Source organism: Phascolarctobacterium faecium DSM 14760, assembly GCF_003269275.1.
In the GTDB taxonomy this organism is placed as follows: Bacteria; Bacillota; Negativicutes; order Acidaminococcales; family Acidaminococcaceae; genus Phascolarctobacterium; species Phascolarctobacterium faecium.
On record NZ_QLTS01000004.1, the window covers coordinates 90,433 to 116,620 of the forward strand.

The window sequence follows — 26,188 nt, forward strand, 5'->3', positions numbered from 1 at the left end:
GGAGTTTTTTATGGCGATGGATGGAAAAGAGCTGGTTGAAAAACTTGCTAAATTGAGTCAGGTACAAAGCATTAAAGATATACCACAGCTTACTCATGCTTTGTTCCCGGGGACACACTGTCCTCTGATGGGTGCGGCTATGGCTGTTGGTGGCATCAAGGACAGCCTGATCGTTGTGGTTGGTACGGATGAATGCACTTATTACACTAAAAGTATGACCATACATTCTGAAAAATTTGGGGGCATTGACGGCCGTTGTGTTTCAGTCGTGTTGGATGACCATGATGTAACCTTTGGCAGTGCGGAAAAGGTACAGGAAGCTTTTAAAGAAATAATTGAAGAATATCGCCCCCAATGTGTATTTTTGGTAACTACCTGTGTCATTGAAATAATTGGTGATGACTTTGACGCTATTTCAGAAGGTCTCAGTGAGCTTTATGGTATTCCGGTGCTGCCGGTTCATACTGAGCATTTTAAATGTGAGGACCATTTGCCTGGTCTGGAACGAACGATTACTGTTTGTGCTGAAATGATGAAATCGTGTGATAGTGACAACAGTGTCAATTTGCTGGGGCAGAGAATGGGTGATTTTGCAACGACGGAGCTTTATGCCATGCTGCAGAAAGCCGGCGTAAAAATCGGTTTGCAGCTGCCATGCGGCTGTTCGGTAGACGATATAAAAAATGCTGCTGCAGCGAAAGTGAATATTGTCGTTAATGATATTGCGCTGCCGCTGGCCCAAAAGATGCAGGAAAAATTTGGTATTCCTTACGTTTACTTTAATAAATTTGTTATTCCCGAAAAAATCTATGAAGCCTATAAAAATCTTTTTGGGTATTTAGAGCTGGAACTGCCGGGAGAATTGGAAGGACTTTATCAAAACGCAAGAGAGAAAATCGAAAAAAACAAGGGTGAATTGGAGGGTATTACTTATATTTACGGGAATACGCCGTATGCAGTTTTTGAAATGAACTGTTTCCTCAGTTCCCTGGGAATGGTGCCTCAGGTGATTCAAACCAACAGATATACAGAAGCAGATGAACCTTATGCAAAAGAAATATTGCAGTATACAGACCCTTATGTTTGCAAAGCGGCTAATATCGCGCCGCTGCAATATGTGTATGATGTATTGTCTCCTTATTTATATTTGGGACATGAGTTTGGCAACAGGCTGCGTCAAAAAGGTATTGCCATTGTTCACAGCGACAGAGCGAGTGGCATGCTGGGTTTTGAAGTTACAGGATATTTACTGCAGCAGTTAGTCAAGTCTGTTAGGGAAGCCAAAGAATATAGAAAGGAGCTGGGCTTATGAGTTTATGCAGATATTTGCCTGTTCCGTCAGATAGAATGGGTATCATTTGGAGTTTGCTCAGCGTAAAAGACAGCATCATTCTTGAATATGGCCCGGCCGGGACAACTCATTTTAGTATGGGCTTTTATGGAACTTTAGGAGTAGACTGGCAGCATAGGCTGTTTACAACACATATGAACGAAGACGATGTGGTCATGGGCGATGTTACCCGTTTGGAAGAAGCTATTGTCGAATTGGATAAAAGCTATGAACCAAAAGTTATTTTTGTCGTGGCATCTTCTATTTCCGCAGTTATTGGTACTGATATAAAAGGCGTTTGTAATTATATGCAGAAAGAAGTTCAGGCTAAGCTGGTTGCATTTGAGCAGGGCGGATTTAGGGGTGATTACAGCATAGGTCTGACTGAAGTTTATAAATTGCTGGTCAATAATCTTCCATGTAAAGAACAGAAAAAGAGAAAGAAAGTGTTTAATATTATTGGCGCGTCAATGGGCAGTTATCGTGCCGCATCGGATGTCTGGGAGCTGCAGAACTTGATACGTGAAGCCTTTGGTTATGAATTGCATACCTGCCTGTGCCACGAAACATCTGTTGATGAAATCGGTGATATCGGAACAGCTGAAATAAATTTGGTAATGCGTCAGGAAGGTTTACCGGCAGCAGAAGTGCTGAAAAATAAATTTGATATGCCATTTGTTGTCAGTGCTCCTTACGGTTATGCAGCAACTTTAACATGGTTGGAAGAAGTCGGTAAAATTCTGGGACAGCTACCTGACGTTAAAATGTGCGCCAGATTACGTCTTAAAGCACAGAATACAGCGTCTTTAAAAATGTATGCTATGATGATGGGCAGAAAAAAAACACCTCAGGCAGCTGTGATCGGCGAGTATGACCTGGTTAAAGGGTTGAGTGCTTTTCTTCGGTCTGTAGGGATCGATGTTAAGTATAAACTTTGCAGCCATTCTTTAAAAAGTATCGTTGAGCCTGAGTTGGATATTCAGTATATATCTGTGGAAAAAGAAAAAATTGATATATTAAAAAAAATGCAGAAGACACTTGTTCTGGCAGACGATGTTTCGCACAGGCTTTGTGATAGCAGTAATGTCGTAGTGAGAGTAAGCGCTCCTTTTATTGACGGAGCCCAGATAGCGACACATTTGCCGTTGCTTGGCGAAAAGGGGACAGATTTCTTACTGGAAACTATCGAAGCATATTATCAGACTTTAGCTTAATAATGAAAACTTTAAGTATCCCCTCGAGATATAATACGTGAGGGGATACTTAAAAACAAAAGGTTAGCTAAGGCTAACTTGACGCGTAAGAAAAATTTTTCTGGACAGGCTAAATGCCGGTAAGTTATGGGCCTGAAAGATTCCATACTATATTTTTATAATAAAAAGGAGGCTGACGCTGTTGTTGTTTTAGTATTCATTATAAGGAAATTTTAGGGGGAGTTCGAATGAAACGGTTTTTAAAATTTTTATGCATGTGCCTCATTATGAGTATGGCGGAATCAGCACATGCCGCATTGCCAACAGTAAAAGATACGGTGATTATTTCTGCGGCAGACAGAAAAGCCGTTACTCTTGCTGAAATGGCTGAAAACTTTGTTGATTATGATGTAGTTTTTTTTGGTGAATTTCATGATCAGGATGTACTGCATGAGCTGGAATATGAAATGCTGCAGCAACTGTATGCCATTCATGGTGACAAGCTTGTTTTGTCACTGGAAATGTTTGAGGCAGATAACCAGTTCGTTTTAAATGAGTATTTAGCCGGTAGAATTACGGAGGAGGAATTTCTGGCAAAATCGCGTCCCTGGCCAAGATATAAAACAGATTACCGTCAGCTGGTAGAATTTGCAAAAGCACATAAGCTGCCAGTCTTAGCCAGCAATATACCACGTTTTTTAGCAGCAAAATTGGCGAAAGAGGGAACTTTAGCTGCAGTAGCAGAGCTGGATAAGCAATATTTACCGGTCAGGACCTATGCGCCTGCAGGAAAGTATAAAGAGAAATTTGCTGCTTATATGACTAAGGGGCAAACACCGATGCGAATTCCCCAGGAACGGATAGATCAGGTATTTGCCGCACAGTGCATAAAAGATGACAAGATGGCGGAAAGTATTTTTTATTATTGGCAGGATAATCAGGATAAGGTAATTTTTCATATCAACGGCTGCTTTCATTCTGACGGACATTTGGGAACTGTCGAAAAATTGGAAGCATTGAATCCGGCGTTAAAAGTAGGTGTAATTACGCCTAAAGACATGCCGGAATCTAAAAACTATATGGAAACCTATGCTGATGATAAAAAAGACGGCGAATATATTATTTATTTTCCAAGAGTAGAAAAAGAATAATGATCAGAGGAAGGATATTATGATGAAAATAAAAAACAAACAATTTTTCAACAGGAAAATATTGATGACATTAGTTGTTGGCACAAATGTCATTTTGGGGGGCACAGCGGTATATGCTGAAGAACCACAGAAATTTACTTTAGATGAATATGTGGTAACTGCTACCCGTACAGAATTGAGCAGAAAAGAAGTTCCTCAGAGTGTGGAAGTTATAACAAAAGAGGATATCCAGAATATTGGGGCAACCAATGTTATAGATGCCTTACGTACGGCGACTAACATAGAAATACCGGAAGCTGCGGGTGTAGGGCACACTTTGGGAATCAGAGGCAGCGGGAAAAATGATGTTTTGGTTTTGCTTAACGGGCGTCGTATTCCCGGCGAAGGGTATGGCCAGGTTTCTACTAATACCTATGTGCTGTCACGGCTGAATGTGAACAATATAGAACGAATCGAAGTGCTTCGCGGGCCATCAGGTGCATTATATGGATCAGAGGCCTCAGCTGGTGTTATTAATATTATTACGAAAAAATCTGAAAAAAAATCAATGACTGTAGGTGTAGCTACAAATAGCCGTGAAATGAGTAATTATTACCATTTTGACAGCGGCAAAGACGGTAAGTTAAGTGCTGCTTTTGATGCTAACTTTACTAAAGTCCGCTATTTTAAATGGGATGATGCCAATATGAGTAAATATTTTGGACCGACTCAAAATTATAGCTTGGATGTAGATTATGAAATGGACCAAAACAACAGTTTAAATTTATATCTGAACTATGAGAATACCAATCAGCAGTTCAAAAAATTTACCAGTGCCAGCGGTCCTTTTTCTTATTTAGGTATATATAATGTAGATAGGAAAAGTGCCAGCCTTACTTATAACGGACAGAATGATAACAGTAATTATATGCTAAGCGCAACTTACGGTGAATTAAAAAAAGATGTTACCAGTGCTATGAGCGCAAACAGTGTGGGAAGCTCCAAATTTAATTTTTGGAATATTGAAGCACGTGATACGATCAAGCTAGACAATAATAATCGTTTGACTTTCGGCGGCGAGTTCAGAACTGACGGTCGCAAAGACAGCAGTATTGACGAAAGTTCTGATCAATATTCTTTATTTATACATGACGAATTGAAACTGGGTGAGAAACTACTGCTGATTCCGGCTGTTCGCTATGATCACCATGACAGCTTTGGCAGCGAGACTTCTCCGAATATTGGCGCGACATATTCCTTTACAGAGGCCTCAAGGCTTAAGGCTAATTATGGAGAAGGTTACAGAGCGCCGTCTATTTCAGAATTATATGGTACTTATTCCAATCCGAATCTGCGTCCTGAAAAATCAAAGGGATATGAGTTATCATATGAACAGGAATTTGGCGATGATACTGCAGTTAAATTAACATATTTCAAAAACAAAAAGACTGATGCCATTGCTATGGATTACAGTTTAGCGCCTAATTATCAATATATGAATATAGAAAAGTCTTCTTCAGAGGGTGTTGAATTTGAAATCAAGCATGACTTGGGAAATGGTTTTACAGTAATCGGTAATTATGATTATCTGGATGCTATGAATGATAAGACTAATACACGTTTGAATTACAGCGCCCGTAATACTTATACAGCAAAATTGATGTGGACAGAGCCTGTAAAACAGGAATGGAATATTACTGCCTGGAATAAGTGGTATTCTGATTATAGGGCAGACAGTGAAGATCACAGTATCAATACGTTTAATTTTGTCGTTAATAAACGCTGGGGCGATAAATATCGTGCTTATGCCGGAATCGATAATCTTTTTGATAAAAAGATTACCAGTATGCGTTATTCGGGAAGGTTGTGGCGTGTTGGTGCGGAAATGACCTTCTAAAAATTGTATGCAGGATTTGAAAAAGCTGCTGCCTTTGGGCAGCAGCTTTCTTTGCTATCAGCAGTGCATTTGTGCTACAATAATAAATTATAGATTAGTAATTGAGCATAAAAGGATAGAGAGGTGTTAGCATGGGACAGCCTAAAATCACAGAGATAGAGGCGCAGCTTGGCGAGTGGGAATTTTTAAAAGAACTGCCGCAGGAAATAGATGGCTTTAAGTTAACAATGGGACAGGGAATAGACGGACAGATCTTAACGATTGCTTCATATAGTAATGAAGCAATGCACAGCAAGCTTGATTTGATTTATACTTCGGAAACCTTTGATTATGTACCTGTAAAAACGATTGGCATGCATACGTTTAGAGATATTCGCTATTTTTGCCGCGACAGGGATAAATTTGCTAAAATGATGCATGAGAAGCTGCCGGAGCTTTTAGCGGACGTGAACAGGGAAAAGAAGCATCAGATGGGAACCTTGATAGAGGAAGCCGGGCTTCTGAACTGGGCGTATACCGGCAAGCTGCCGCAGAAAATAGGTGCTTTTGAATTGTATATAACTCCTGACAATCCCATCGATTATATCAATGGTTCAACGCTTTTTATTGATTACAGTGACTTTGAACATGGTAATCAGCTGGTGTTTTTCTATAATAGCTTCCGCGATGAGTTTTTTGCTGAAACGAAAAAACGGTTTATGACAGGAATAACACATGAATTTGATTGCCGAAATTTAAAAGATCTGGAAAATCTGCTGGATAATAATCTGGAACAGGCATTGCAAAAACTTGGCAAAGCGTAACGAATGTAATAAATTTATTGTCTGAAACTCTTGACATCTTGATGTAAATGCCATATAATATGCCTACATGGTTTGAATGGCCCGGTGGTTCAGTTGGTTAGAATGCCGCCCTGTCACGGCGGAGGTCGTGGGTTCGAGTCCCATCCGGGTCGCCATTTTGCCTCGGTAGCTCAGTTGGTAGAGCAAAGGACTGAAAATCCTTGTGTCCACAGTTCGATTCTGTGCTGAGGCACCATTTATGCGGAAATAGCTCAGTGGTAGAGCACCTCCTTGCCAAGGAGGGGGTCGCGAGTTCGAATCTCGTTTTCCGCTCCAGTTAAGGCGACATAGCCAAGCGGTAAGGCAGAGGTCTGCAAAACCTTTATCCCCAGTTCGATTCTGGGTGTCGCCTCCACTTTTTGCCGGGGTGGCGGAACTGGCAGACGCAAGGGACTTAAAATCCCTCGGGGAGTGATCCCCGTACCGGTTCGATTCCGGTCCTCGGCACCATTATTTTTATGGTGAATGCAAGCAGTACAACTACATAGTCAAGCAAGAGATTGACGGAGCGTCCCGCATCGGACGCTTTTTTTATTATTTAATTTTAGGATTTGAAATGAAAGCGGTGAGAAATATGGTGAATAGTTTTGCAGAATTGAAGGTTTGTGCTGAAACGGTTGAGCTGCTTAAGCAAATGGGTATTAAAAAGCCGATGCCTGTTCAGGAACAGGCTATACCGGCCTTATTTGCAGGCCGTGATGTTATCGCAAGAGCGCAGACAGGTACTGGTAAAACACTGGCATTTTTAGTACCGATGGTAGAACGTCTGGATGCGGCTAAGCCTTTTGTACAGGCGTTGGTGATTACGCCGACTCGTGAACTGGCGCAGCAGATAGCAGTAGAGCTGAAGAAGTTATTGGGCGGAAGTGAAGTAAAGGTGCTTGCGGTTACCGGCGGCCGTGATTTTGAGGCGCAGAAGCATAAGCTGGACGGCAAAAGCCATGTTTTGATCGGTACGCCGGGGCGTCTTTTAGATCATATTCGCAAAGGCAATACTAACCTTGGCGGAGTTAAATATCTGGTTTTGGATGAAGTTGATGAAATGCTTAAGCAGGGCTTTATTGATGAAGCTTCGGAGCTTATCGCAATGACTGATCCGGAACGGCAGACTATGCTGTGCAGTGCTACCTTATCAGAGGAAGTGCAGAAGCTTGGTAAACGTATTACCCGTAATTGTGCTTTGATCGATATTGACCCTAATAAAGCAACGGTTGAAAATATCAAACAGATCTGCATCAAAACTACGGACGAATATCGTAATAAGGCTGTTGCTTCATTAATAGACCGTTACAATCCTTATCTGATGATTGTTTTTTGCTTCAGCAAAGAACGCACAAAAGAATTGGGTGAGTGGCTGGGAACTCAGGGATATAATGTAGATGTGCTGCATGGTGAGATGTCGCAGGCCAAACGCAAAACAGTAATGAAAGCCTTCCGTGAGGCCAAGCTGCAGGTCCTGGTTGCCAGTGATCTGGCTGCACGTGGGCTGGATATCGAAGGCGTGACTCATGTCGTTAATTATGATATACCGCATGACGTAGACTGGTATGTGCATAGAATAGGACGTACTGGGCGTGCCGGTAACGAGGGGATTGCAGTTACCTTATACACTGCTGAAGAAGTAAAATGGCTCAAAAATATTGAAAACAAGCTTGATGTGAAAATGGAACGGCAGAATTTAGACGGCAAAACGATAGCCCGTCGTGAGCATGCGCCAGTACAGAAAAAACGTAAGGCAGAAGCTGCTAAACCGAAACGCGGTAAAAAAGCTGTCGTGGATAAACGTAAAGCACCTAAGACCGGCTCTAACCGCCGTCAAAATAAGAATAAATAAGTGTGAGAAAGTGAGGGGACTGTTATGCAGGCGATAAACAAAGAAAGAGTAGCCGGACTGTTACAGGGGCTGGCGCAATTTGGCAAAACAGAACACGGAATCACAAGATTGGCTTATACGGCAGAAGACAAAGCAGCGCAGGAATGGCTGCTCAAGCAGATACAGGACTTACAGCTGAAGCTGTCTGTAGATGCTGTTGGTAATGTCTTTTTGCGTCGTGAAGGTAAAAATACTGATTTGGCGCCTGTTGCCATGGGTTCCCACATCGATACTGTCGTGCAGGGTGGTGCCTATGATGGTACTGTAGGTGTTGTAGGTGCTTTAGAAGTACTTTATATGCTGCAGGATGAAGAACTGGAGCGGCCGATTGAGGTTATTATTTTCAGGGCAGAGGAATCAAGCCGTTTTGGCTTTGCTACCATCGGCAGTAAACTGATGGCCGGTGTTGGCGACCCTGATAAATTCTCGGGCGCTGCCAAAGAAGGTGCAGTGACTTTTAAAGAAGCACTGACAGAATGGGGCTGTGACCCTGCTGCCTACAAACAGGCACGTAAAGCAGCAGGCTGCTTTAAAAGTTTTTGGGAAATACATATTGAACAGGGTAAGGTACTGGAAGAAACAGGTGAACACATTGGTATCGTTCATAATATTGCGGCGCCGACGCGGTTTAAAATCATTGTCGAAGGTATAGCTGATCATTCCGGAGCCACTCCCATGGGTTTTCGTAAAGATGCGCTTGTAAGTGCGGCCAGGCTTGTTATAGCCATTGAAGAAGCTGCAACTAATGAAGCGGAAAGTGGCACGGTAGCTACAGTTGGTGTTTTGGATGTAGAGCCGTCTTCGATCAATGTAGTTCCTGGCAAGGCTACCTTGTGGGTAGATTTGCGCGGAGTAGATGAAGAAAGTATCAACTGTGCCTTGAGCGATATTCGTGATGCGGTTTCAGAAATTGCTAAAAATGACAGTATTACTATCACTATGGATATGCTGACAGCCGATAATCCTGTCGCTTTGTCGGAAGAGCTGGCAGCAAAGCTGGATGTTATCTGTGCGGCGAAAGGTATCGCTTATCGCCATATGAACAGTGGAGCCGGCCACGATGCTATGCACATGGCTAAACTGGCTCCTGCAAGTATGCTGTTTGTCCCTTGTAAAGGCGGCATTAGCCATAACCCGGCAGAATATGCTGACAACGAAGATATTTGTCTGGCGATCGAGATTTTGGCGGAAGCTGTAAAAGAAGAAGCATCTGCTTAAAAAGTAAACCAAACGATAAAAACAGGCTGAGAAGAAAAATAACTGTAAAATCTGCTGCAAAGCAGTCCTGCTAAGGCAGGGCTGCTTTGCTTTTTTACTTTGTTCGTAATATAATTATAATGATATAGAATTTTCATTTTTCAATTTGAGGAGACGATAACATGGAAGAAGTGCGTGTGCGTTTTGCACCCAGCCCAACGGGTTATTTACATATCGGTGGAGCAAGAACAGCTTTATTTAACTGGCTTTTTGCTAAAAAACATAATGGTAAGCTGGTGCTGCGTATTGAAGATACTGATACTGAACGGTTGAAAGAAGACAGCGTAAGCCAAATACTTACCAGTTTGAAATGGCTTGGGCTGAACTGGGATGAAGGACCTGAAGTAGGCGGTGAAGTGGGTCCATATTACCAATCAGAGCGTCGTGAGATTTACAGCAAGGTTGCCGAACAGCTGTTGGAAGAAGGTAAGGCGTATTATTGCTTCTGTACTTCGGAAATTTTGGAAGCAGAACGCGAGAAACAACGTGCGGCCAAACAGCCGTTCCGTTATGCCCGCACCTGCCGAGATTTGCCTGTCGAGGAAGCAAAGGCCAGAGCAGCTAAGGGTGAGCCTTATTCCGTACGCATTAAAATACCTACGGAAGGAAACCTGACAGTACATGATCTGATCCACGGCGACGTTACTTTTGATTTAACGCAATTTGATGATTTTGTCATCGTTAAAACTAATGGTATGCCGACCTATAATTTTGCTGTGGTCGTTGATGACCATTTAATGCGCATCAGTCACGTGCTGCGTGCCGAAGAACATTTATCCAATACTCCTAAGCAGGTACTGCTTTATGAGGCCTGTGGTTTTGCTGTTCCTAAATTTGGACATATGCCGATGATACTTGCTCCTGACCGCAGTAAGTTAAGTAAACGTCACGGCGCAACTTCTGTTGAAGAATTCCGTGAACAGGGGTATTTACCGGAAGCAATTGTAAATTATCTGACTCTGCTGGGCTGGGCTCCGGGCAACGAAGAAGAAATTTTCTCGCTGCAGGACACTGTGACTCAGTTTGAATTGGAAAAAATGTCGAAAAAGGCAGCCGTTTATGATACGAAAAAACTTACATGGATGAACGGACAATATTTATCAGCATTGCCGCTGGAAGCAGTTCTGCCTGAGGCAAAAATCTTCTTCATCAAATCCGGCCTGGTAGATGAAGCATGGCTGGAGGCAAATAAAGATTATTTTGCCCGTTTGGTAGACGTAGTGCGCGTACGTGTCAAAACACTGCAGGAAGTTGTTGAAGCCGCAGAATACTTCTTTAAAGAGGTAGAAAGCTATGATGAAAAAGGGGTCGGCAAGCATTTTAAACCGGAAGCAGCCGAGCTCTTAACTGTCTGCATCAATGCGCTTGAAGCGTTAGAGACTTTTGATCTTGCCAGTACGGAAGCCGCTTATAATAAGATTGCCGAAGAGCAGGGATTATCACTGGGAAAAGTTGTGCATCCGACACGCTTGGCTCTGACAGGTCGTACTGTAAGCCCGGGCTTATTTGATGTTATGGTGCTGCTGGGGAAAGAAACTACCTTGAGCAGAATGCGCAAGGCTGTTCAATATATCAAGGCCTTAGCTTAAATCAAAAATATTTATTGAAAGAGGTGCGACGCTGATGAGAATACTGGGGATCTTACTGTGCTGCCTGATACTGGGATTAAGTACTGTAGCTTTTGCCGAGCAACCAACAACTGTTTTCAGCAAAGTTGTTGCGACAAAGAATATGCAGGGCGAGATACCGGAGATTGATGGTCTGAGATATACTAATCTTCAAAAAAGTGTTAACGGCATTTTGAACAGCAAAGTCAAAGACTTGCTGGCGCAGGTTGGCGGCAGCGGTACAGTCAGCTATGAAGTGAAGCTGAACCGTCCCAGCTTAGTCGGTATTTTGCTGAAAGCGACTAACGGCGGCCGTACTGCTTATCAGGCTGTAAATTTAGATATGACTACCGGCAATGAGTTCAGCATTCGCGATTTTGTTGGCGAAGGCAATGCCGTACATGAAATTTTAGGCGCTTATGAAGGCGTGTTATTTGCTGATAACGGTATTTATACGCGTACCAGCAGTGGTGCTGCTTACAGTAATTTTGTTTCTTATAGTAAATTGTTTCCGTTGCTGCGTACAGGCGAAGCAGGCCGTTTACTTACGGTATATGGATTGACTCGTGCTGTTGAGGATAAGGTCGTAACTGTGAAGGCCGGAGAGCTGCTGGCTTTACAGTTGGAATCCAATCGTACAACGGGCTATTCCTGGTTTGTAGAGGGTAATGGTTATGCTGGTCAGTTTTATGAACTGGGACGTTCTTATGTTTTGCCTGGTAATGCTGCCAACAACCGGACCGGAATGCCTGGATTAGAAATAATTGTTTTCGGTGCCCAGGAGCCGGGCGAATACAAGGTGAATATGGAATATAAGCGTGCCTGGGAAAAAGGCAGCGGCTTTGACAAATTCAGCTTTACTGTTAAAGTATTGTGATAACGGAGGTCTGAGATGGAAAAAACTGCCGTTACCGTGAAAATTTTTAATGATGAATATACTTTAAAGACTGATTTGCCGCGTACTGATGTGGACGCGATTGCGGCAATGGTCGATAAAAAAATGCAGAAACTGGCGACAAGCCAGCATTTGGTCACAACTTCCAAAGTCGCTGTATGGGCGGCGTTGGATCTGGCGGGAGAGTTATATACCTTACGTCGTGAATATGAAGCCTTGCTGAAAGCGGCGAAGGATATTTAGAGAAGAGGTTTTTAGTTAATGAAAAAGCAAACCATCGAACTGCTCGCTCCTGCCGGGAGCTGGGAAGCGTTGGAAGCGGCGGTGAATGCCGGTGCTGATGCTGTATATATGGGCGGCAAAGCTTTTGGCGCACGTCAGTATGCCAGTAATTTTGACCGTGAAGAAATGCAGAAGGCTGTTTACTTTGCTCATATGCACCGTGTGCGGCTGTATATCACTGTCAACACGCTGGTCGATGACAGTGAGCTGGGCGAATTGGCTGATTATCTGCTGTTTTTGAGTAATGTGGGCATCGACGGTATTATCGTACAGGATCTGGGTGTGATCCGTCTGGCCCGGCAAATAGTGCCGGACCTGCCTTTGCATGCCAGTACGCAGATGACGGTTACTAATTCCGAGGGTGTTAAGCTTGCTGCTGAAGCCGGTATGGAACGTGTTGTTCTGGCGCGCGAGTTGAGTCTGGAAGAAATAAATACGATCTGTCATGGCACAGATACAGAAATAGAAGTTTTTATTCATGGAGCTTTGTGCGTATGTTATTCAGGTCAATGTTTGATGAGCAGCCTGATCGGCGGTCGCAGCGGCAATCGCGGACGTTGTGCTCAGCCGTGCCGTCTGCCTTATAAGCTGGTCAATGAAGCAGGAGAAGATCTGCTGAGCGGCAAAGACGCAGGGCAATATCTTTTGAGTCCTAAGGACTTGAATACTTTGGATATTTTACCGCAGCTGATCGAAGCCGGTGTAACATCCTATAAAATCGAAGGACGTATGAAGCGTCCTGAATATGTAGCCGTAGTTGTCGATGCTTATCGCAGGGCTATCGACAGTTATCTTGGCGGTGATTACCAGGTTCCGGAAGAAGATTTTGCCAATATTGAACAGATCTTTAATCGTGATTTTACAAATGCTTATCTGCTGGAGCGGCCCGGCAGGGAAATGATGAGCGACCGCCGGCCAAACAATCGCGGTGTTTTGGTGGGGCGTGTTGTTAAGCTTGATAAAGCTGCTAACAAAGCGACACTGAAACTTGATAAAGAATTGCATTTGGATGATGGCTTAGAGTTTTGGGTCAGCGTGGGTGGTCGTGTTGGCACTACTGTGACGTCACTTTTGCAGAACGGACAGGAAGTAGCTGTGGCTGCCGCAGGTTCTCAGGTCACTATCGATGTGCCGCATGGCATTAAAATGAATGACCGTGTTTTCAGAACCTTTGATAACCGTCTGATGACATATGCCGCACAGTTCTTTGGTGAGAAGGCCAAACGCCGTATCCCTGTAAGTGCTTTAGTAACAGCAAGAGCAGGCAATCCAATGACGGTGCTGCTGACTGATGACGAGGGCAATACAGGCTATGGTGAAACGCAGTTTATTGTAGAAGCTGCCCGCAAGCATGCTTTAAATGAGGAAACTGTGCGTAAACAGGTAGATCGACTGGGCACGACTGAATATGAGCTGTCAGACTTGGTGCTGGAATGTGATGAAACCGTAATGGTGCCGATGAGCGAGATCAACGAGGCTCGCCGTTTAGCTGTCGAAGCTTTAGATACTGCACGTCTGGAGGCTTTTGCACCGATGCGTGTACAACGTCATAAAGTTCCGCGTGATCTGGTTCCTGCAGAAAAAATCAGCCGCAGTAAACATGCGCTTTTGACTGTGCATGCCGATACTGTTGCTAAAGCACAGGCTGCTTTGGCAGGAGGCGCTGATTATATTATTTTTGGCGGGGATATTTTCAGCAGCAGGCAGCTGCCGAGGCAGTCTTATGCCGAAGTTGCCGGTCTTGCTCAAAATTATGGTAAAAAATGGGCCATAGCGACACCGCGTATTGTTAAAGAAGGACAGCTGCCTTATTTTGCAGAGCTGTTTGCCTATTGGCAGCAGTTGAAGCCCGATGCTGTTTATATCAGCAACAACGGCTTGTGGCAGCTGGCGCAGCAATACAGCGGGCTGTCTTTGTGGGCCGATATGTCTTTGAATATTTATAACGATCAGAATTTGGAATTCTGGCGTGAACAGGGCGCCGTGGGAGCAACCCTGTCAGCCGAGCTGACAATGGCGCAGGTAGAACATTTAGCCGCAGTCAGCCCCGTTCCTGTGGAATGTATGGTGCAGGGTCGGATTGAAATGATGGTTTCGGAATACTGTGTAGGCGGCAGCTTTTTAGGTGATCTGCATCAGGGCGCCTGTAAATTTAACTGCCGGGAGCAGTTGTTTTTGAGTGACCGCAAGGATGCGAAGTTTCCTATAGTTACCGATCAGAACTGCCGAATGCATATTTTAAATGCGCATGACCTGTCGATGCTGACCAATATCAAGCATATGGAAAGTATCGGCGTTGGCCGGCTGCGTTTAGACGCGCGTAATTATACTAATGAAGAAACTGCATCATTGGTAACGCTGTATAAGGAAGTGCTGCGAGGTGACCGCGAAGTTGCGGAAAACCTGCCGCATACGACCAGGGGGCATTATTTCCGCGGCGTATTATAAGGAGTAATTATGGCAAGATTTGCTGTTAAGACATTAGAATTTGATAAAGTAAAAGCGCTGCTGGCCAGCAAAACTGCCACCTCGCTGGGGAAGGCGCAGGCTTTAGCGATACGCACAGAAAGTGAGTTCAGTATCGTTAAGCGCTTGCAGGAGGAAACCGCCGAGGCACTGCGCCTGCTGGATGAAGGGAAAAGATTCCCCTTTGGCGGCGCGCATAATATTGTGGCTGCTGTTAAGCATGCCCAATTAGGGGCTGTGCTGGAAGCTGAAACCTTGATGGAGATCGGCAGTACGGCTGCGGCGATCCGTCAGATCAAGACCTTTTTGCAGGAGGAGAGTGAGCTGGCACCGACTTTGGCAGCCTATGCCGAAGCTTTGCAGCCGCTGCCGCGTCTGGAAAAACAACTGGAGAATGCTATTTCTGAAAAAGGCGAGATCAAAGACAGTGCTTCGACAAAGCTTGGCGGCTTACGGACTGGCATTCAGATAGCGAAAAACCGTGTGCGTGAACAGCTGGAAAAAGTCCTGCACGATCCTAATAATCAAAAATATTTCCAGGACGCGCTGGTAACTATGCGCGGAGACAGATATGTCATTCCGATCAAACAGGAATATAAACTCAATTTTCCGGGCGTCGTTCACGACCAGTCCGGCAGTGGAGCAACCCTGTTTATTGAGCCGATGGCCGTTGTCAACCTGAATAATGATATCAAAAAATATATGGCCGAAGAAAAAGAGGAAATAGAACGGATTCTGAGGCAGCTGTCCGGCAGCGTCGGGGCAGACGGTGATCTGCTCACTGCCGGCGTCGAGACTCTTACAAATCTTGACGTTATCTGTGCCCGTGCTTATTTGGCGCAGGCTCAGAAAGCCGTAAGGCCAATGCTGCATTTAGGCGGCAAAGTCGAGATCGTGCAGGGACGTCATCCGCTGCTGGATCAAAGTCAAGTAGTGCCCCTGGATATAGAATTGGGCGGAGATTTTAATACGCTTTTGATCACCGGTCCAAATACCGGCGGTAAAACCGTAGCTCTAAAAGCGGTCGGGCTGTTTGCGTTAATGGCGCAGGCCGGCTTGTTTTTACCTGCCCGCAGTGCTAAAATGCCGGTTTTCAGAGCTATTTATGCCGATATTGGTGATGAGCAGAGCATTGAGCAGAGCCTGAGTACTTTTTCCGGACATATGACCAATCTGGTAGAGATTTTAAATGAAGTGCGCAGCGGTGATCTGGTACTGGTGGATGAAATCTGTGCCGGTACTGACCCTAACGAAGGTGCTGCCCTGGCTATGGCGATGTTAGAGCATTTGCATGAACAGGGCGTGCTGACAATGATCACGACACACTACAGCGAATTGAAAACATTTGCTTATGGACATACGGGAATGGAAAATGCCAGCGTGGAATTTGATCCTGTCAGTCTGCGGCCGACCTACAGATTGCTGATGGGTGTTCCGGGCAGCAGCAATGCTTTCAATATCAGCAGAAGGCTGGGACTGTCGGAAGAGATTGTTGAAAATGCCGGTAAACTGCTGGATCAGGAACATGTGCATATGGAAGATGTATTGCACGAGCTGGAAGGCGAACGCCGCCAATATGAATCGCAGAACAAAGAAATACAAATGCTGCGTTTGGAAAGTGAGCGGATTAAGCAGGAGCTGCACAAGCAGAAACAGGAGCTTGACCGCCGCAAGAACGAAATGCTGCGTAAAGCCCGTGAACAGGCTGATGAGATTTACCGCAGCAGCCGTAGGGAATCGGAAGCTATTTTAAAAGAGCTGCGCTCAATGAAGGCTGACTTTGATGCGAAAAAACTGGAAGCTGCTGCAGAAGCCGCGCGCAAACAGTTAAATAAACAGTTCAGTGAAGATGCGCCATTGCCGGAAGGTACGCCGTTGTCAAAAGAAACTGCCAAAGTCGGGCAGACTGTCTTTTTACCTTCACTGCGTCAAAATGGTACGATTGTTGCTGTTAACGGCGGCGATGTGACAGTGCAGGTAGGTATATTAAAAACTAACGTGCCTGCTAAAAATTGCCTGCTGGTAAAAGGTAAGACCAAAGTGAGCGAAGATCTGCGGCCTAAAAAACGCAAGGGGTATGCCCATGATATGCTGGTCACACGTACTGCTTCTACCAGACAGGAACTGGATGTTCGTGGTATGACGATCGAAGAAGCGATACCGACCGTAGATAAAGGCATCGACGATGCACTGCTGGCAGGTTTGCCGGAGCTGCGTATCATTCACGGCAAGGGAACAGGTGCTTTACGTGCCGGACTGACTGCCTATTTATCCGCGCACCGTGCGGTCAAAAGACTGGAGCTGGCTTCGCTGCATGAAGGCGGTGCCGGTGCGACGGTAATTTATCTGTAAAAGGCAGTTTTGTGTAAAAATGTAATACAATCAAGAAAATTTTGTAGAAGATATTGACCGAAAGACTAAATAATGTGATAATAGTTAGTGAAAATATATGCTTTATGTGCGCTTGGAATGGATTTTTCCGGGTAGCAAGTTAACAAACGGGGGGAAGTAAATGGCTACACTAGTGAAAAAGTTTGGCGGCAGCTCGGTTGCGACACCTGAGAAGATGCATGGTATCGTTGACCGGATTCTGCGCGAACGTCAACCGGACGACAGAATCGTCTTAGTTGTTTCCGCTATGGGCGACCATACTGATGATTTGCTGACTTTAGCTGCTAAAGTCAATCCCGAAATGCCGAAAAGAGAACTGGATATGCTGCTTGCGACAGGCGAGCAGGTCTCCATTGCCCTGATGGCCAGTGCTTTCTGTGCTAAAGGACAGCCCGCAGTATCCTTTACCGGTGCTCAGGCTGGTATCAAAACGAACGATAAGCATTCTAAAGCCAGTATTTTAGACGTACAAGCCTGTCAGGTCAAGCAGGCTCTGGACGAAGGCAAGATAGTTATCGTTGCCGGGTTCCAGGGCATTACTGACTTGGGACAGATCACAACTTTGGGCCGCGGCGGCAGCGATACTACTGCTGTTGCGATTGCGGCAGGTCTGAAAGCGGATATGTGCGATATCTATACTGACGTGGACGGTGTTTATACCGCTGATCCACGTATCGTACCGGGAGCGCAGAAGCTGGACGAGATCACTTTTGTGGAAATGCTGGAACTGGCCCGCCTGGGTGCAGGCGTTATGCAGCCGCGCGCCGTAGAGTATGGTGAGCACAACGGCGTTGCCATCCATGTACGTTCTACCTTTAACGACGTACCCGGAACTATTATTAGGGAGGAATACACAGTGCAAGAGAAAAACTTTGTTATTCGCGGTGTAGCGCACGATACTAATGTCGCAAAAATCGCCGTTCGCGGTGTCAGCGACGAACCGGGCATTGCCTATAAAATCTTCTCGGCTCTGGCTGAAGCCAATATCGATGTCGATATGATCGTTCAAAGCGCAAGCGCTACCGACCATAAAAATGACATCCTGTTTACCGTTACCCAAACCGATATGGTAGAAGCGATGAGCGTTATTGAAAGCCTGAAGGAAACGATGCATTTTGATAAAGCTGACATTGAAGTCAATGTTGCCAAGGTATCTATCGTTGGTGCAGGTATGCTGGGCAGCCCCGGTATTGCCGCAGGTATGTTCGGTGCGCTTGCCAAAGCCAACGTCAATATCGACGTTATCAGTACTTCCGAAATCAGCGTTTCCTGCCTGGTGCCGGAAAAGGACGTTAAAACCGCTGTGAACGCTATCCACGAACATTTCTTCCCGGAAGGCGCAAAATAAAAAGCAAGCAAAGTTACTTATATAAATTAAGGAGGCCTTTTACCAATGATCACTAGTATTGCAGCTAATCATGCTAAAGGAAAATCTGCCCAGGATAAAATTTTCGGCGCTAATGCCGCTGCCGTTGCCGCAGCAGCTAAATACGGTGCTGACAAAGTAACCAATGCCACTATCGGCGCTATTTTAGACGAAGATGAAAAACTTGTTTGTCTGCCGACTATCGAAAAGGTTTACCGTGGTCTTGCGACAAACGAGCTGATCGCCTACGCTCCTATTTCCGGACTGCCTGATTATCTTGAAAAAGTTATTACTGCTGCTTTCGGCACTTCCAGGCCTGAAGGCTATATCGCCGCTGTTGCTACTGCCGGTGGTACAGGCGTTATCCATCATACTATCTGGAACTATATGGACGCAGGTGAAACTGCGCTGACATCCGACTGGTACTGGGGACCGTATAAGGTTTTGTGTCAGGATATGGGACGTAAGCTGGATACCTATAAAATGCTGGATGAAAATAATAAATACAATCTGCCGGCTTTAAAAGCCAAAGTCAACGAGATTTTGGGCAAACAGAAAAGCCTGCTGCTCATGATCAACACTCCGGCTCATAACCCTACTGGCTACAGCCTCAGTGAAGAAGACTTGCAGGGCGTTATCGACATCATCAAAGAAGCGACTGCAGGTACTGATAAAACTGTAACGCTGCTTTTAGACGTAGCATATATTGATTATGCCGGCGAAAAAGAAGAAGTTCGTAAGATCTTCAAAAAGCTTTCTAATCTGCCTGCTAACATTCTCAGTATTGTGGCATACAGTATGTCTAAAGGCTTTACACTTTATGGCCAGCGCACCGGCGCTATGATCGGCGTTTCTTCTTCTAAGGAAATCATTGAAGAATTTGCCGCCATCAACCAATATACAAGCCGTGCGACCTGGTCCAACATCAACCGTCCGGCAATGAAAACTCTGGCTAATATTTACAGTGACCCGGAACTGCTTGCCGCTACCGAAAAAGAGCGTGACGATTATTATCAAATGATCAAAGCACGTGCCGACCTGTTCACAAAAGAAGCCGAAGAATGCGGCTTGCCGATGCTGCCTTATGTAGCAGGCTTCTTCCTGTCCATTCCGGCAAAAAATCCCGATGCTATCTGTGATAAACTGCACGAAGACAATATTTTTGCTGTTCCTTTGGCTGCAGGTGTACGTATTGCCGTTTGCGCAGTACCGCTTAAAAAGATCGCCGGTATGGCTGCAAAAGTACAGGCTGCAATGCAGGCTGTAGAAAAATAAGCATTGATAACAATCAAAGACCGGAGCTAAAAAAGTTCCGGTCTTTTTTCCCATAAGGAGTATTTATGAAAATTAAATTGACATTACCCAACAATATTATCAGAGAGTATCCTGCAGGAACGACGCTGTTGGAAGTCAGCAGAGACTTTGCTGCTAACTATCAAAGCCCGATCGTGGAAGGTATTTTCAATGGCATTGGCACTGATCTGCAAAAGCCTGTTTTTGAAAATGGTACAGTTGATTTTATAACGCTGGATACGGAGGAGGGGATGCGCGTTTATGTGCGCAGCCTGCTGTTCCTTTTTCTGGTAGCTATCAAAGAGCTGCGGCCGGAAGTAAAAATTGAGGCCCGTAATTCCCTGGGCAGCGCTTTATTTTGCGAAATCACTAACGATATCGTACTCAGCAACTACGATTTAAAGGCCTTGGAAGACTATATGAAAGAGCTGGCAGCCAAGTCTGAACCGATCATTTATAAACATATAAATAAAAAAGAAGCTGAAAAAATTTTATGCGAGCGGAACGAAGCTGACCGCTTGGAGCTGCTGCACGCTATTGATGATGATTTACTGCTGACCTGTTATACCTTGAAGGGCCATATGGAATATTTTTTCGGTCCGATGCTGCCGGATTGCGGTTATTTGAAGCTGTTTGAACTGATAAACTACGAAAACGGCATCGTTATCAATTATCCGGAAACGGGTCAGAACGAACTGGATGTTTTTGTTGACAGTCCTAAACTCAATAAAATGTTCCACGAGATGGAAGAATGGTCAACTATGCTGCAATGCAATACTGTTGCCAAGCTGAACCGCATTATAAAAGAGGACCATGCCGGAGTGATCATTCAGGTAGCTGAGGCACTGCATGAAAAAAAGATCGCCGCCATAGCTGATGAAATCACTGATAAAGGCAAAGACGTACATCTCGTGTTGATCGCCGGTCCTTCTTCCTCGGGGAAAACGACCTTTGCACAAAGATTGAGCATCCAGCTGGTAGTCAATGGTCTCAGACCTGTGCCGATATCAATGGACGATTATTATAAAGAACGTTTGAATACACCGCGCAAAGCGGATGGATCTTATGATTTTGAAAGCGTCGAAGCGATCGATCTGGAATTATTCAATGACCATTTAAAGCGTCTGCTGGCAGGTGAAACAGTTAAAATACCCAAATACAATTTCCGTACCGGCCTGCGCGAATACCGTGGCCGTGAGCTGACTTTGAGCGATAACTCTGTGCTGATCGTCGAAGGTATCCATGGCTTGAACGAACGTATTTCTGCCGTTGTTCCGGCCCGTAATAAACTGAAAGTCTATATCAGTGCCCTGACGCCGATGTCGCTGGATGATTACAACCGTATCCAGACTACCGATATGCGTCTGCTGCGCCGGCTGGTGCGTGATTCGCAGTTCCGTTCGCATGACGCGCTGATGACTTTGAAGCTGTGGGACGATGTACGCCGTGGGGAAGAAAAATATATTTTCCCATTCCAGGAAGAAGCAGATATTATTTTTAATACCACACTGGTGTATGAGTTTGCAGTATTGAAAAAGTATGCCGAGCCTTTGCTGCAAGGCGTACCGGAAACAGAAGCGGTCTATACTAACGCGCAAAGACTGCTTGGACTGCTTAGCCATGTGACACCGCTGGATAAAGAGCTGATTCCCAAAAACTCTATTTTACGTGAATTTGTGGGCGGCAGCGCCTTTAAAGAAGCCCTGTAATTGAATAAAAGCATCACCAACGGCAGCTTTTTAAAAAAGCTGCCGTTTTTAATATGTATCCATAGAGATTTGGTAAAATCCTGTTTTTACTTATCCTTGATATTTTGTAATTTATTAATCCGACAAATGGAGTATTTTTGTTGATTTTTGTTGCCGAAACCATTGATAATACCAGTTAAAGAGGTATATAATTATAAAAAAGCTGCCTTTTATTGAATTAAGTAACAGAAATAAATATGCTTTGCAAATGATTGCTTATACAGGGGATAAAGCGCAGAAACAGCGGGCTTAAAGCAGGTTTGTAACCATTGGGGACTTTGACTTTAAGTTTTGTGGCTACAGGAAGAGACGCTGCTTCCTGACAGGGGGATTTTATATGCAGAAGATGATTTATCATTTAGGGGTCGATATTGGTTCGACTACGATCAAATTTGTGGTCTTAGATGAAAAGGAGCGAATAATTTTTAAAGATTATTTTCGCCATTTGTCAGATCCCAGCACTGCATTTTTACAAGAGATTCAGAAAATTCTCGCTATTATTGACGGCAGGGAATTTTCGTTGATATTGACCGGTTCGGCTGGTTTTGGATTTGCCGAACGTATGGGGGTGCCGCATGTACAAGAGGTTATTGCTTGTCGCGCGGCGCTTCGTTCTTTGCTGCCCGAAGCGGAAACAGCAGTTGAATTAGGCGGTGAGGATGCCAAGATAACCTGGCTGGGCAGTTCGCCGGAACAGCGTATGAACGGTGTCTGTGCCGGCGGCACAGGCGCGTTTATCGACCACATGGCGTCGCTTTTGGGTACTGACGCTACCGGACTTGGCAGTATGGCAGAAAGTTGCAAGCGTATTTATCCGATCGCCTCACGCTGTGGTGTTTTTGCTAAAACTGATGTGCAGGCCCTGATCAACGACGGTGCTTCTAAAGAAGATATTGCCGGCTCGGTTTTGCAGGCGGTAGTTCATCAGACGATCGGCAATTTGTCGCAGGGACGTCCAATCAGCGGCAAAGTTGCTTTCCTGGGTGGCCCGCTGCACTTTTTACCGCAGCTGCGCAAGCAGTTTATTGCTACTTTAAAATTGCAGGCTGACGCAGCTTTGATAACTGAAGATGCGGATTGCTTCGTCGCTATCGGTGCTGCTTTGGCAGGTAAGGACGGCGAGATTTTTAACGAAGAAAAGCTGCTGCAGGCCCTGGCAAAAGTGAACGATGCGCCGCTGGACGCAGTGGCAAAACTGCCGCCGCTGTTTGCAGATGAAGCTGATTATGAAAAATTCTGCTGCAGACATGCCCAGCATCAGGTAGAGCGTGAAGCTTTGGCCGCATATAACGGTAAATGTTATCTGGGTATCGATTCCGGTTCGACAACTTTAAAAATGGCATTGCTTTCAGAGGATAACAAACTGCTGTGGTCTTATTACAGCGGTAATAACGGCAATCCGGTACAGATCGCCGCTGCTGCCTTAAAGGATCTGTACGGAAAAATGCCTGCCGGGGCTGTGATCGGCGGAGCGGCTGTTACCGGCTACGGTGAAGAAATGATGAAGGTCGCTTTTGGCGCTGACTTCGGCGAAGTTGAGACCGTAGCACATTTACGGGCGGCACAGTTTTTTGCGCCGCAGGTTTCCTTTTTGATCGATATCGGAGGACAGGATATCAAATGCTTTTTTGTGAAAAATGGTATTCCTGACCGCCTGATGCTGAATGAAGCGTGCAGTGCCGGCTGCGGTTCTTTTATCGAAAACTTTGCGCAGGGGCTGGGGCTTGACGCTGGTGAATTTGCCAAGCTGGCTTTAACAGCTAAAGAACCCGTTGATTTGGGTGTACGCTGTACTGTTTTTATGAATTCTAAAGTAAAACAAGCGCAGAAGGACGGTGCGGCCATTGGCGATATTGCAGCCGGGCTGGCTATTTCCGTTGTTAAAAATGCGCTTTATAAAGTTATTCGTCTGCGTGACGCAGGCGAGCTTGGTGATACCATCGTCGTGCAGGGCGGCACCTTCCACAGCGATGCTATTTTGCGTGCTATGGAACAGCTGACAGGCAAAGAAGTCATCAGACCGGATATTGCAGGGCTGATGGGTGCGTTTGGCGCTGCGCTGCTGGCGCACGACCGCTGTCAGGAAAAATCGACATTGGTAGATGCCACAACACTGTCTGCTTTTGACTACCGCAGTAAAAGCTATCGCTGCGGCGGCTGCGGTAATAATTGTTTGGTAACTGCTCACTACTTCCCGGCAGGAGTATTTCATACGGGCAATCGTTGCCCGCGCGGTGCGGGGCTGCCAATGACCAATACCAGCGCGCCTAATATGTATGCATATAAATACCACCGGGTTTTTGATTACGAACCGCTGCCGGTAGAAGCCGCTAAGCGCGGTGTCATCGGCATACCGCGGATTTTGAATATGTACGAGGATTACCCCTTCTGGTTCACGCTCTTTACCCGGCTGGGATATCGGGTCGAGCTGTCGGGGCCGTCGTCAAAGGAATTGTACGAATCGGCCATGGCCTCCATACCTTCCGACTCACTCTGTTATCCGGCCAAGCTGGTACATGGACATATCCATGATCTGCTGGTAAAAGGGGTCAAAAAGATTTTCTATCCCTGTGTTCCTTACAATGAAAAAGAATGTCAGAAAGCCAATAACTGCTATAACTGCCCGGTCGTAGCAACCTATGCCGAAAGTGTCTACGCCAATATGGAAGAGCTGCGGGCGGCCGATGTTGAGTTTATGCATCCATTCCTGCCGCTGTACCATGATAAACGCCTGGCAGAACGTCTGGCAGAAGTTTTCCGTCAGGAAGGCCTGAAGCATAAGGAACTGGAAGCTGCCGTACAGGCAGCACGTACCGAACAGCTTAGCTATAAGCAGGAAATCAGAGATATGGGGCACAAGCTGCTGCAAAAAGTGCTGGACGGGCATGGGCATGCCGTAGTTTTGGCAGGGCGTCCTTATCACGCAGATCCGGAAATCAACCACGGTTTGCCGGAGATGATCGCCTCCTTTGGTTTAACAGTCATTTCGGAAGATGCGGTTGCCGACCTGCCGGAAAGCCTTAAAGGGCAGTTGCCGGTAGTTGTTGACCAGTGGTCGTGGCATTCCCGGCTTTATCGGGCAGCAGAATTTGTGGCTGCACATAAGGAATTAGAGCTTATTCAGCTCAGTTCCTTCGGCTGCGGGCTTGATGCCATCACCTCAGACGTAGTAAAAGAGATTTTAGAGCGTCATCACAGGCTGTATACCTTACTGAAGGTCGACGAGATCAACCATATCAGTTCCGCACGTATCCGTATCCGTTCTTTGCTGGCGGCCATGCGCGAACGTATTGATAAACATCAGGAAACAGACATACCTGCTTATATACCGCCGTCGTTTTCAAAAACAATGCGGAATACACACGTTATCCTGGCGCCGCAGCTTTCACCAGTGCATTTCCAGTTTATGGAAACTGCTCTGCGCCGTGCCGGATACAAGCTGGAGATCGCGCCGCTGCCGGATCGGGAAGCAGTAGCCTTAGGTCTGAAATATGTCAATAATGATATTTGTTATCCGGCTATCCTGGTTATTGGGCAGATGCTGCGGGCGTTGACGTCAGGAAAATATGACCTGAATAAAACCAGTATCGCTCTGTTCCAATCGGGCGGCGCCTGCCGTGCGACCAACTATATCGCTCTGATGCGCCGCGCTTTGCGTGATGCAGGGCTTGGCAGTATACCTGTTTTTTCGCTGTATGGTGAAAAAAGCGATGGGTTTTCGCTGTCGTGGCATTTGCTGAAGGATATGGTCAAAGGCTTGCTGTATGGCGATTTACTGATGCAGCTGCTGCATCGCGTACGTCCTTATGAGCAGGAAAAGGGCGCGGCCGATGCTTTGTATAAACTGATGTCACAGCTTTGCAAGGACAGCCTGGCAGGCTTGACTGGCTTATCATTTGAACAGACGATCAAACGGGTGACTGCTGCTTTTGATGTGCTGCCGCTGCGTGATAATGTGCGCAAGCCCAAGGTAGGCATCGTCGGCGAAATACTGGTCAAATATCATCCGGTTGCCAACAATAACATCGTCAGCTATCTTGAAGCTGAAGGCGCCGAAGTCATACTGCCGAATATGATGGACTTCTTCCTGTATGCGGCTTATGACGAACAGGTCAAACGCCGTCTGCTGGACGGAACGCTGGGCAATGTGATCAAGTCCAAATTATTTATGAAGTTTTTGGATTATTACCGCAAGCCGCTGAATATAGCGCTGCAAAAGAGTAAACGCTTCAGTGCCTATGAACCTTTATCGGCCTTGATCGCTTTGGCAGAAAAACATCTTTCTACCGGCAATATGGCCGGCGAAGGCTGGCTGCTGACTGCCGAGATGGCCAAGCTGCTGCGCAGCGGCATAGATAATATCGTCTGCCTGCAGCCGTTTGCCTGCCTGCCGAATCATGTTACCGGCAAGGGCATGATCCGCGAGCTTCTGCGCACTGATCCTCAGGCGAATATCATTGCGCTTGATTGTGACGCGGATGCCAGCCAGGTCAATCAAATGAACAGGATCAAACTGATGCTGGAAATAGCAAAAGAAAAGCTGCAGCAGGCAGAAGAAAAAGCCATAAACGCATAAAATACATAAAAAAGCCGTATGTCTTATGACATACGGCTTTTG

General features: G+C 45.6%; 16 protein-coding genes and 5 tRNA genes. All 21 read left to right on the forward strand.

Annotated features, from left to right (window positions below; translation table 11 throughout):
• Window positions 1-10: 10 nt before the first annotated feature.
• The 21 genes from C8D73_RS06490 (at window position 11) to C8D73_RS06590 (ending at window position 26,146) form a co-directional block, all read left to right on the forward strand.
• Window positions 11-1,312 (forward strand): nitrogenase component 1, encoded by a 1,302-nt coding sequence (locus C8D73_RS06490; protein WP_113077688.1) that lies wholly within the window; start codon window positions 11-13, stop codon window positions 1,310-1,312.
• On the forward strand, window positions 1,309-2,544 hold the full coding sequence (locus C8D73_RS06495; protein WP_113077689.1) for a nitrogenase component 1: 1,236 nt from the start codon (window positions 1,309-1,311) through the stop codon (window positions 2,542-2,544). Before C8D73_RS06490 ends, C8D73_RS06495 begins: the two co-directional genes overlap by 4 nt.
• A gap of 227 nt (window positions 2,545-2,771) precedes the next feature.
• Window positions 2,772-3,674: a ChaN family lipoprotein gene (locus tag C8D73_RS06500; RefSeq protein WP_113077690.1), complete on the forward strand. Its 903-nt coding sequence runs from the start codon at window positions 2,772-2,774 to the stop codon at window positions 3,672-3,674.
• 19 nt (window positions 3,675-3,693) lie between these two features.
• Complete coding sequence (locus C8D73_RS06505) at window positions 3,694-5,550, forward strand: TonB-dependent receptor plug domain-containing protein (RefSeq protein WP_113077691.1); 1,857 nt, start codon at window positions 3,694-3,696, stop codon at window positions 5,548-5,550.
• Window positions 5,551-5,681: 131 nt separating this feature from the next.
• Entirely contained in the window at window positions 5,682-6,353 is a 672-nt protein-coding gene (locus C8D73_RS06510; protein WP_046431010.1) for a hypothetical protein, read from the forward strand.
• 78 nt (window positions 6,354-6,431) lie between these two features.
• Window positions 6,432-6,508: transfer RNA gene (locus tag C8D73_RS06515), tRNA-Asp, on the forward strand.
• 4 nt (window positions 6,509-6,512) lie between these two features.
• A tRNA-Phe gene (locus C8D73_RS06520) sits at window positions 6,513-6,588 on the forward strand.
• Window positions 6,589-6,593: 5 nt separating this feature from the next.
• Window positions 6,594-6,668 (forward strand) — tRNA-Gly (locus tag C8D73_RS06525).
• 5 nt (window positions 6,669-6,673) lie between these two features.
• A tRNA-Cys gene (locus tag C8D73_RS06530) sits at window positions 6,674-6,747 on the forward strand.
• Window positions 6,748-6,753: 6 nt separating this feature from the next.
• Window positions 6,754-6,842: transfer RNA gene (locus C8D73_RS06535), tRNA-Leu, on the forward strand.
• A 124-nt stretch (window positions 6,843-6,966) separates the two neighbouring features.
• Window positions 6,967-8,226, forward strand: a complete 1,260-nt coding sequence (locus C8D73_RS06540) for a DEAD/DEAH box helicase (protein ID WP_044491727.1) — start codon at window positions 6,967-6,969, stop codon at window positions 8,224-8,226.
• Between the two features lie 24 nt (window positions 8,227-8,250).
• Window positions 8,251-9,483, forward strand: coding sequence for a M20 family metallo-hydrolase (locus C8D73_RS06545; protein WP_113077692.1), 1,233 nt, complete (start codon window positions 8,251-8,253; stop codon window positions 9,481-9,483).
• 161 nt (window positions 9,484-9,644) lie between these two features.
• Window positions 9,645-11,111: a glutamate--tRNA ligase gene (gene gltX, locus C8D73_RS06550; RefSeq protein ID WP_113077693.1), complete on the forward strand. Its 1,467-nt coding sequence runs from the start codon at window positions 9,645-9,647 to the stop codon at window positions 11,109-11,111.
• A gap of 34 nt (window positions 11,112-11,145) precedes the next feature.
• Entirely contained in the window at window positions 11,146-12,006 is an 861-nt protein-coding gene (locus tag C8D73_RS06555; RefSeq protein WP_113077694.1) for a protease inhibitor I42 family protein, read from the forward strand.
• A 15-nt stretch (window positions 12,007-12,021) separates the two neighbouring features.
• Window positions 12,022-12,267 carry a cell division protein ZapA gene (locus tag C8D73_RS06560; RefSeq protein WP_021717857.1) on the forward strand — a complete coding sequence of 82 codons (246 nt, stop codon included), beginning with the start codon at window positions 12,022-12,024 and terminating at the stop codon, window positions 12,265-12,267.
• 18 nt (window positions 12,268-12,285) lie between these two features.
• Window positions 12,286-14,754 (forward strand): U32 family peptidase, encoded by a 2,469-nt coding sequence (locus C8D73_RS06565; protein ID WP_113077695.1) that lies wholly within the window; start codon window positions 12,286-12,288, stop codon window positions 14,752-14,754.
• A 9-nt stretch (window positions 14,755-14,763) separates the two neighbouring features.
• The gene (locus C8D73_RS06570; RefSeq protein WP_113077696.1) at window positions 14,764-17,124 is read left to right on the forward strand and encodes an endonuclease MutS2; all 2,361 of its coding nucleotides are present in this window, start codon (window positions 14,764-14,766) and stop codon (window positions 17,122-17,124) included.
• A 160-nt stretch (window positions 17,125-17,284) separates the two neighbouring features.
• A complete protein-coding gene (locus C8D73_RS06575) occupies window positions 17,285-18,511 on the forward strand; it encodes an aspartate kinase (RefSeq protein WP_021717860.1) in 1,227 nt (408 codons plus the stop codon).
• Window positions 18,512-18,556: 45 nt separating this feature from the next.
• Window positions 18,557-19,804 carry a pyridoxal phosphate-dependent aminotransferase gene (locus C8D73_RS06580; protein WP_021717861.1) on the forward strand — a complete coding sequence of 416 codons (1,248 nt, stop codon included), beginning with the start codon at window positions 18,557-18,559 and terminating at the stop codon, window positions 19,802-19,804.
• A 65-nt stretch (window positions 19,805-19,869) separates the two neighbouring features.
• Window positions 19,870-21,531: a nucleoside kinase gene (locus tag C8D73_RS06585; protein ID WP_113077697.1), complete on the forward strand. Its 1,662-nt coding sequence runs from the start codon at window positions 19,870-19,872 to the stop codon at window positions 21,529-21,531.
• Between the two features lie 376 nt (window positions 21,532-21,907).
• Window positions 21,908-26,146, forward strand: coding sequence for an acyl-CoA dehydratase activase-related protein (locus C8D73_RS06590; RefSeq protein WP_113077698.1), 4,239 nt, complete (start codon window positions 21,908-21,910; stop codon window positions 26,144-26,146).
• Window positions 26,147-26,188: the final 42 nt, after the last annotated feature.

Excerpts from the sequence above, each read along its gene's own strand:
- C8D73_RS06560 (WP_021717857.1), top strand. The coding sequence starts at position 12,022 with ATGGAAAAAACTGCCGTTACCGTGAAAATTTTTAATGATGAATATACT.
- C8D73_RS06545 (WP_113077692.1), top strand. The coding sequence starts at position 8,251 with ATGCAGGCGATAAACAAAGAAAGAGTAGCCGGACTGTTACAGGGGCTG.
- C8D73_RS06505 (WP_113077691.1), top strand. The coding sequence starts at position 3,694 with ATGATGAAAATAAAAAACAAACAATTTTTCAACAGGAAAATATTGATG.
- C8D73_RS06555 (WP_113077694.1), top strand. The coding sequence starts at position 11,146 with ATGAGAATACTGGGGATCTTACTGTGCTGCCTGATACTGGGATTAAGT.
- gltX (WP_113077693.1), top strand. The coding sequence starts at position 9,645 with ATGGAAGAAGTGCGTGTGCGTTTTGCACCCAGCCCAACGGGTTATTTA.
- C8D73_RS06580 (WP_021717861.1), top strand. The coding sequence starts at position 18,557 with ATGATCACTAGTATTGCAGCTAATCATGCTAAAGGAAAATCTGCCCAG.
- C8D73_RS06565 (WP_113077695.1), top strand. The coding sequence starts at position 12,286 with ATGAAAAAGCAAACCATCGAACTGCTCGCTCCTGCCGGGAGCTGGGAA.
- C8D73_RS06510 (WP_046431010.1), top strand. The coding sequence starts at position 5,682 with ATGGGACAGCCTAAAATCACAGAGATAGAGGCGCAGCTTGGCGAGTGG.
- C8D73_RS06585 (WP_113077697.1), top strand. The coding sequence starts at position 19,870 with ATGAAAATTAAATTGACATTACCCAACAATATTATCAGAGAGTATCCT.
- C8D73_RS06490 (WP_113077688.1), top strand. The coding sequence starts at position 11 with ATGGCGATGGATGGAAAAGAGCTGGTTGAAAAACTTGCTAAATTGAGT.
- C8D73_RS06540 (WP_044491727.1), top strand. The coding sequence starts at position 6,967 with ATGGTGAATAGTTTTGCAGAATTGAAGGTTTGTGCTGAAACGGTTGAG.
- C8D73_RS06500 (WP_113077690.1), top strand. The coding sequence starts at position 2,772 with ATGAAACGGTTTTTAAAATTTTTATGCATGTGCCTCATTATGAGTATG.
- C8D73_RS06575 (WP_021717860.1), top strand. The coding sequence starts at position 17,285 with ATGGCTACACTAGTGAAAAAGTTTGGCGGCAGCTCGGTTGCGACACCT.
- C8D73_RS06570 (WP_113077696.1), top strand. The coding sequence starts at position 14,764 with ATGGCAAGATTTGCTGTTAAGACATTAGAATTTGATAAAGTAAAAGCG.
- C8D73_RS06495 (WP_113077689.1), top strand. The coding sequence starts at position 1,309 with ATGAGTTTATGCAGATATTTGCCTGTTCCGTCAGATAGAATGGGTATC.
- C8D73_RS06590 (WP_113077698.1), top strand. The coding sequence starts at position 21,908 with ATGCAGAAGATGATTTATCATTTAGGGGTCGATATTGGTTCGACTACG.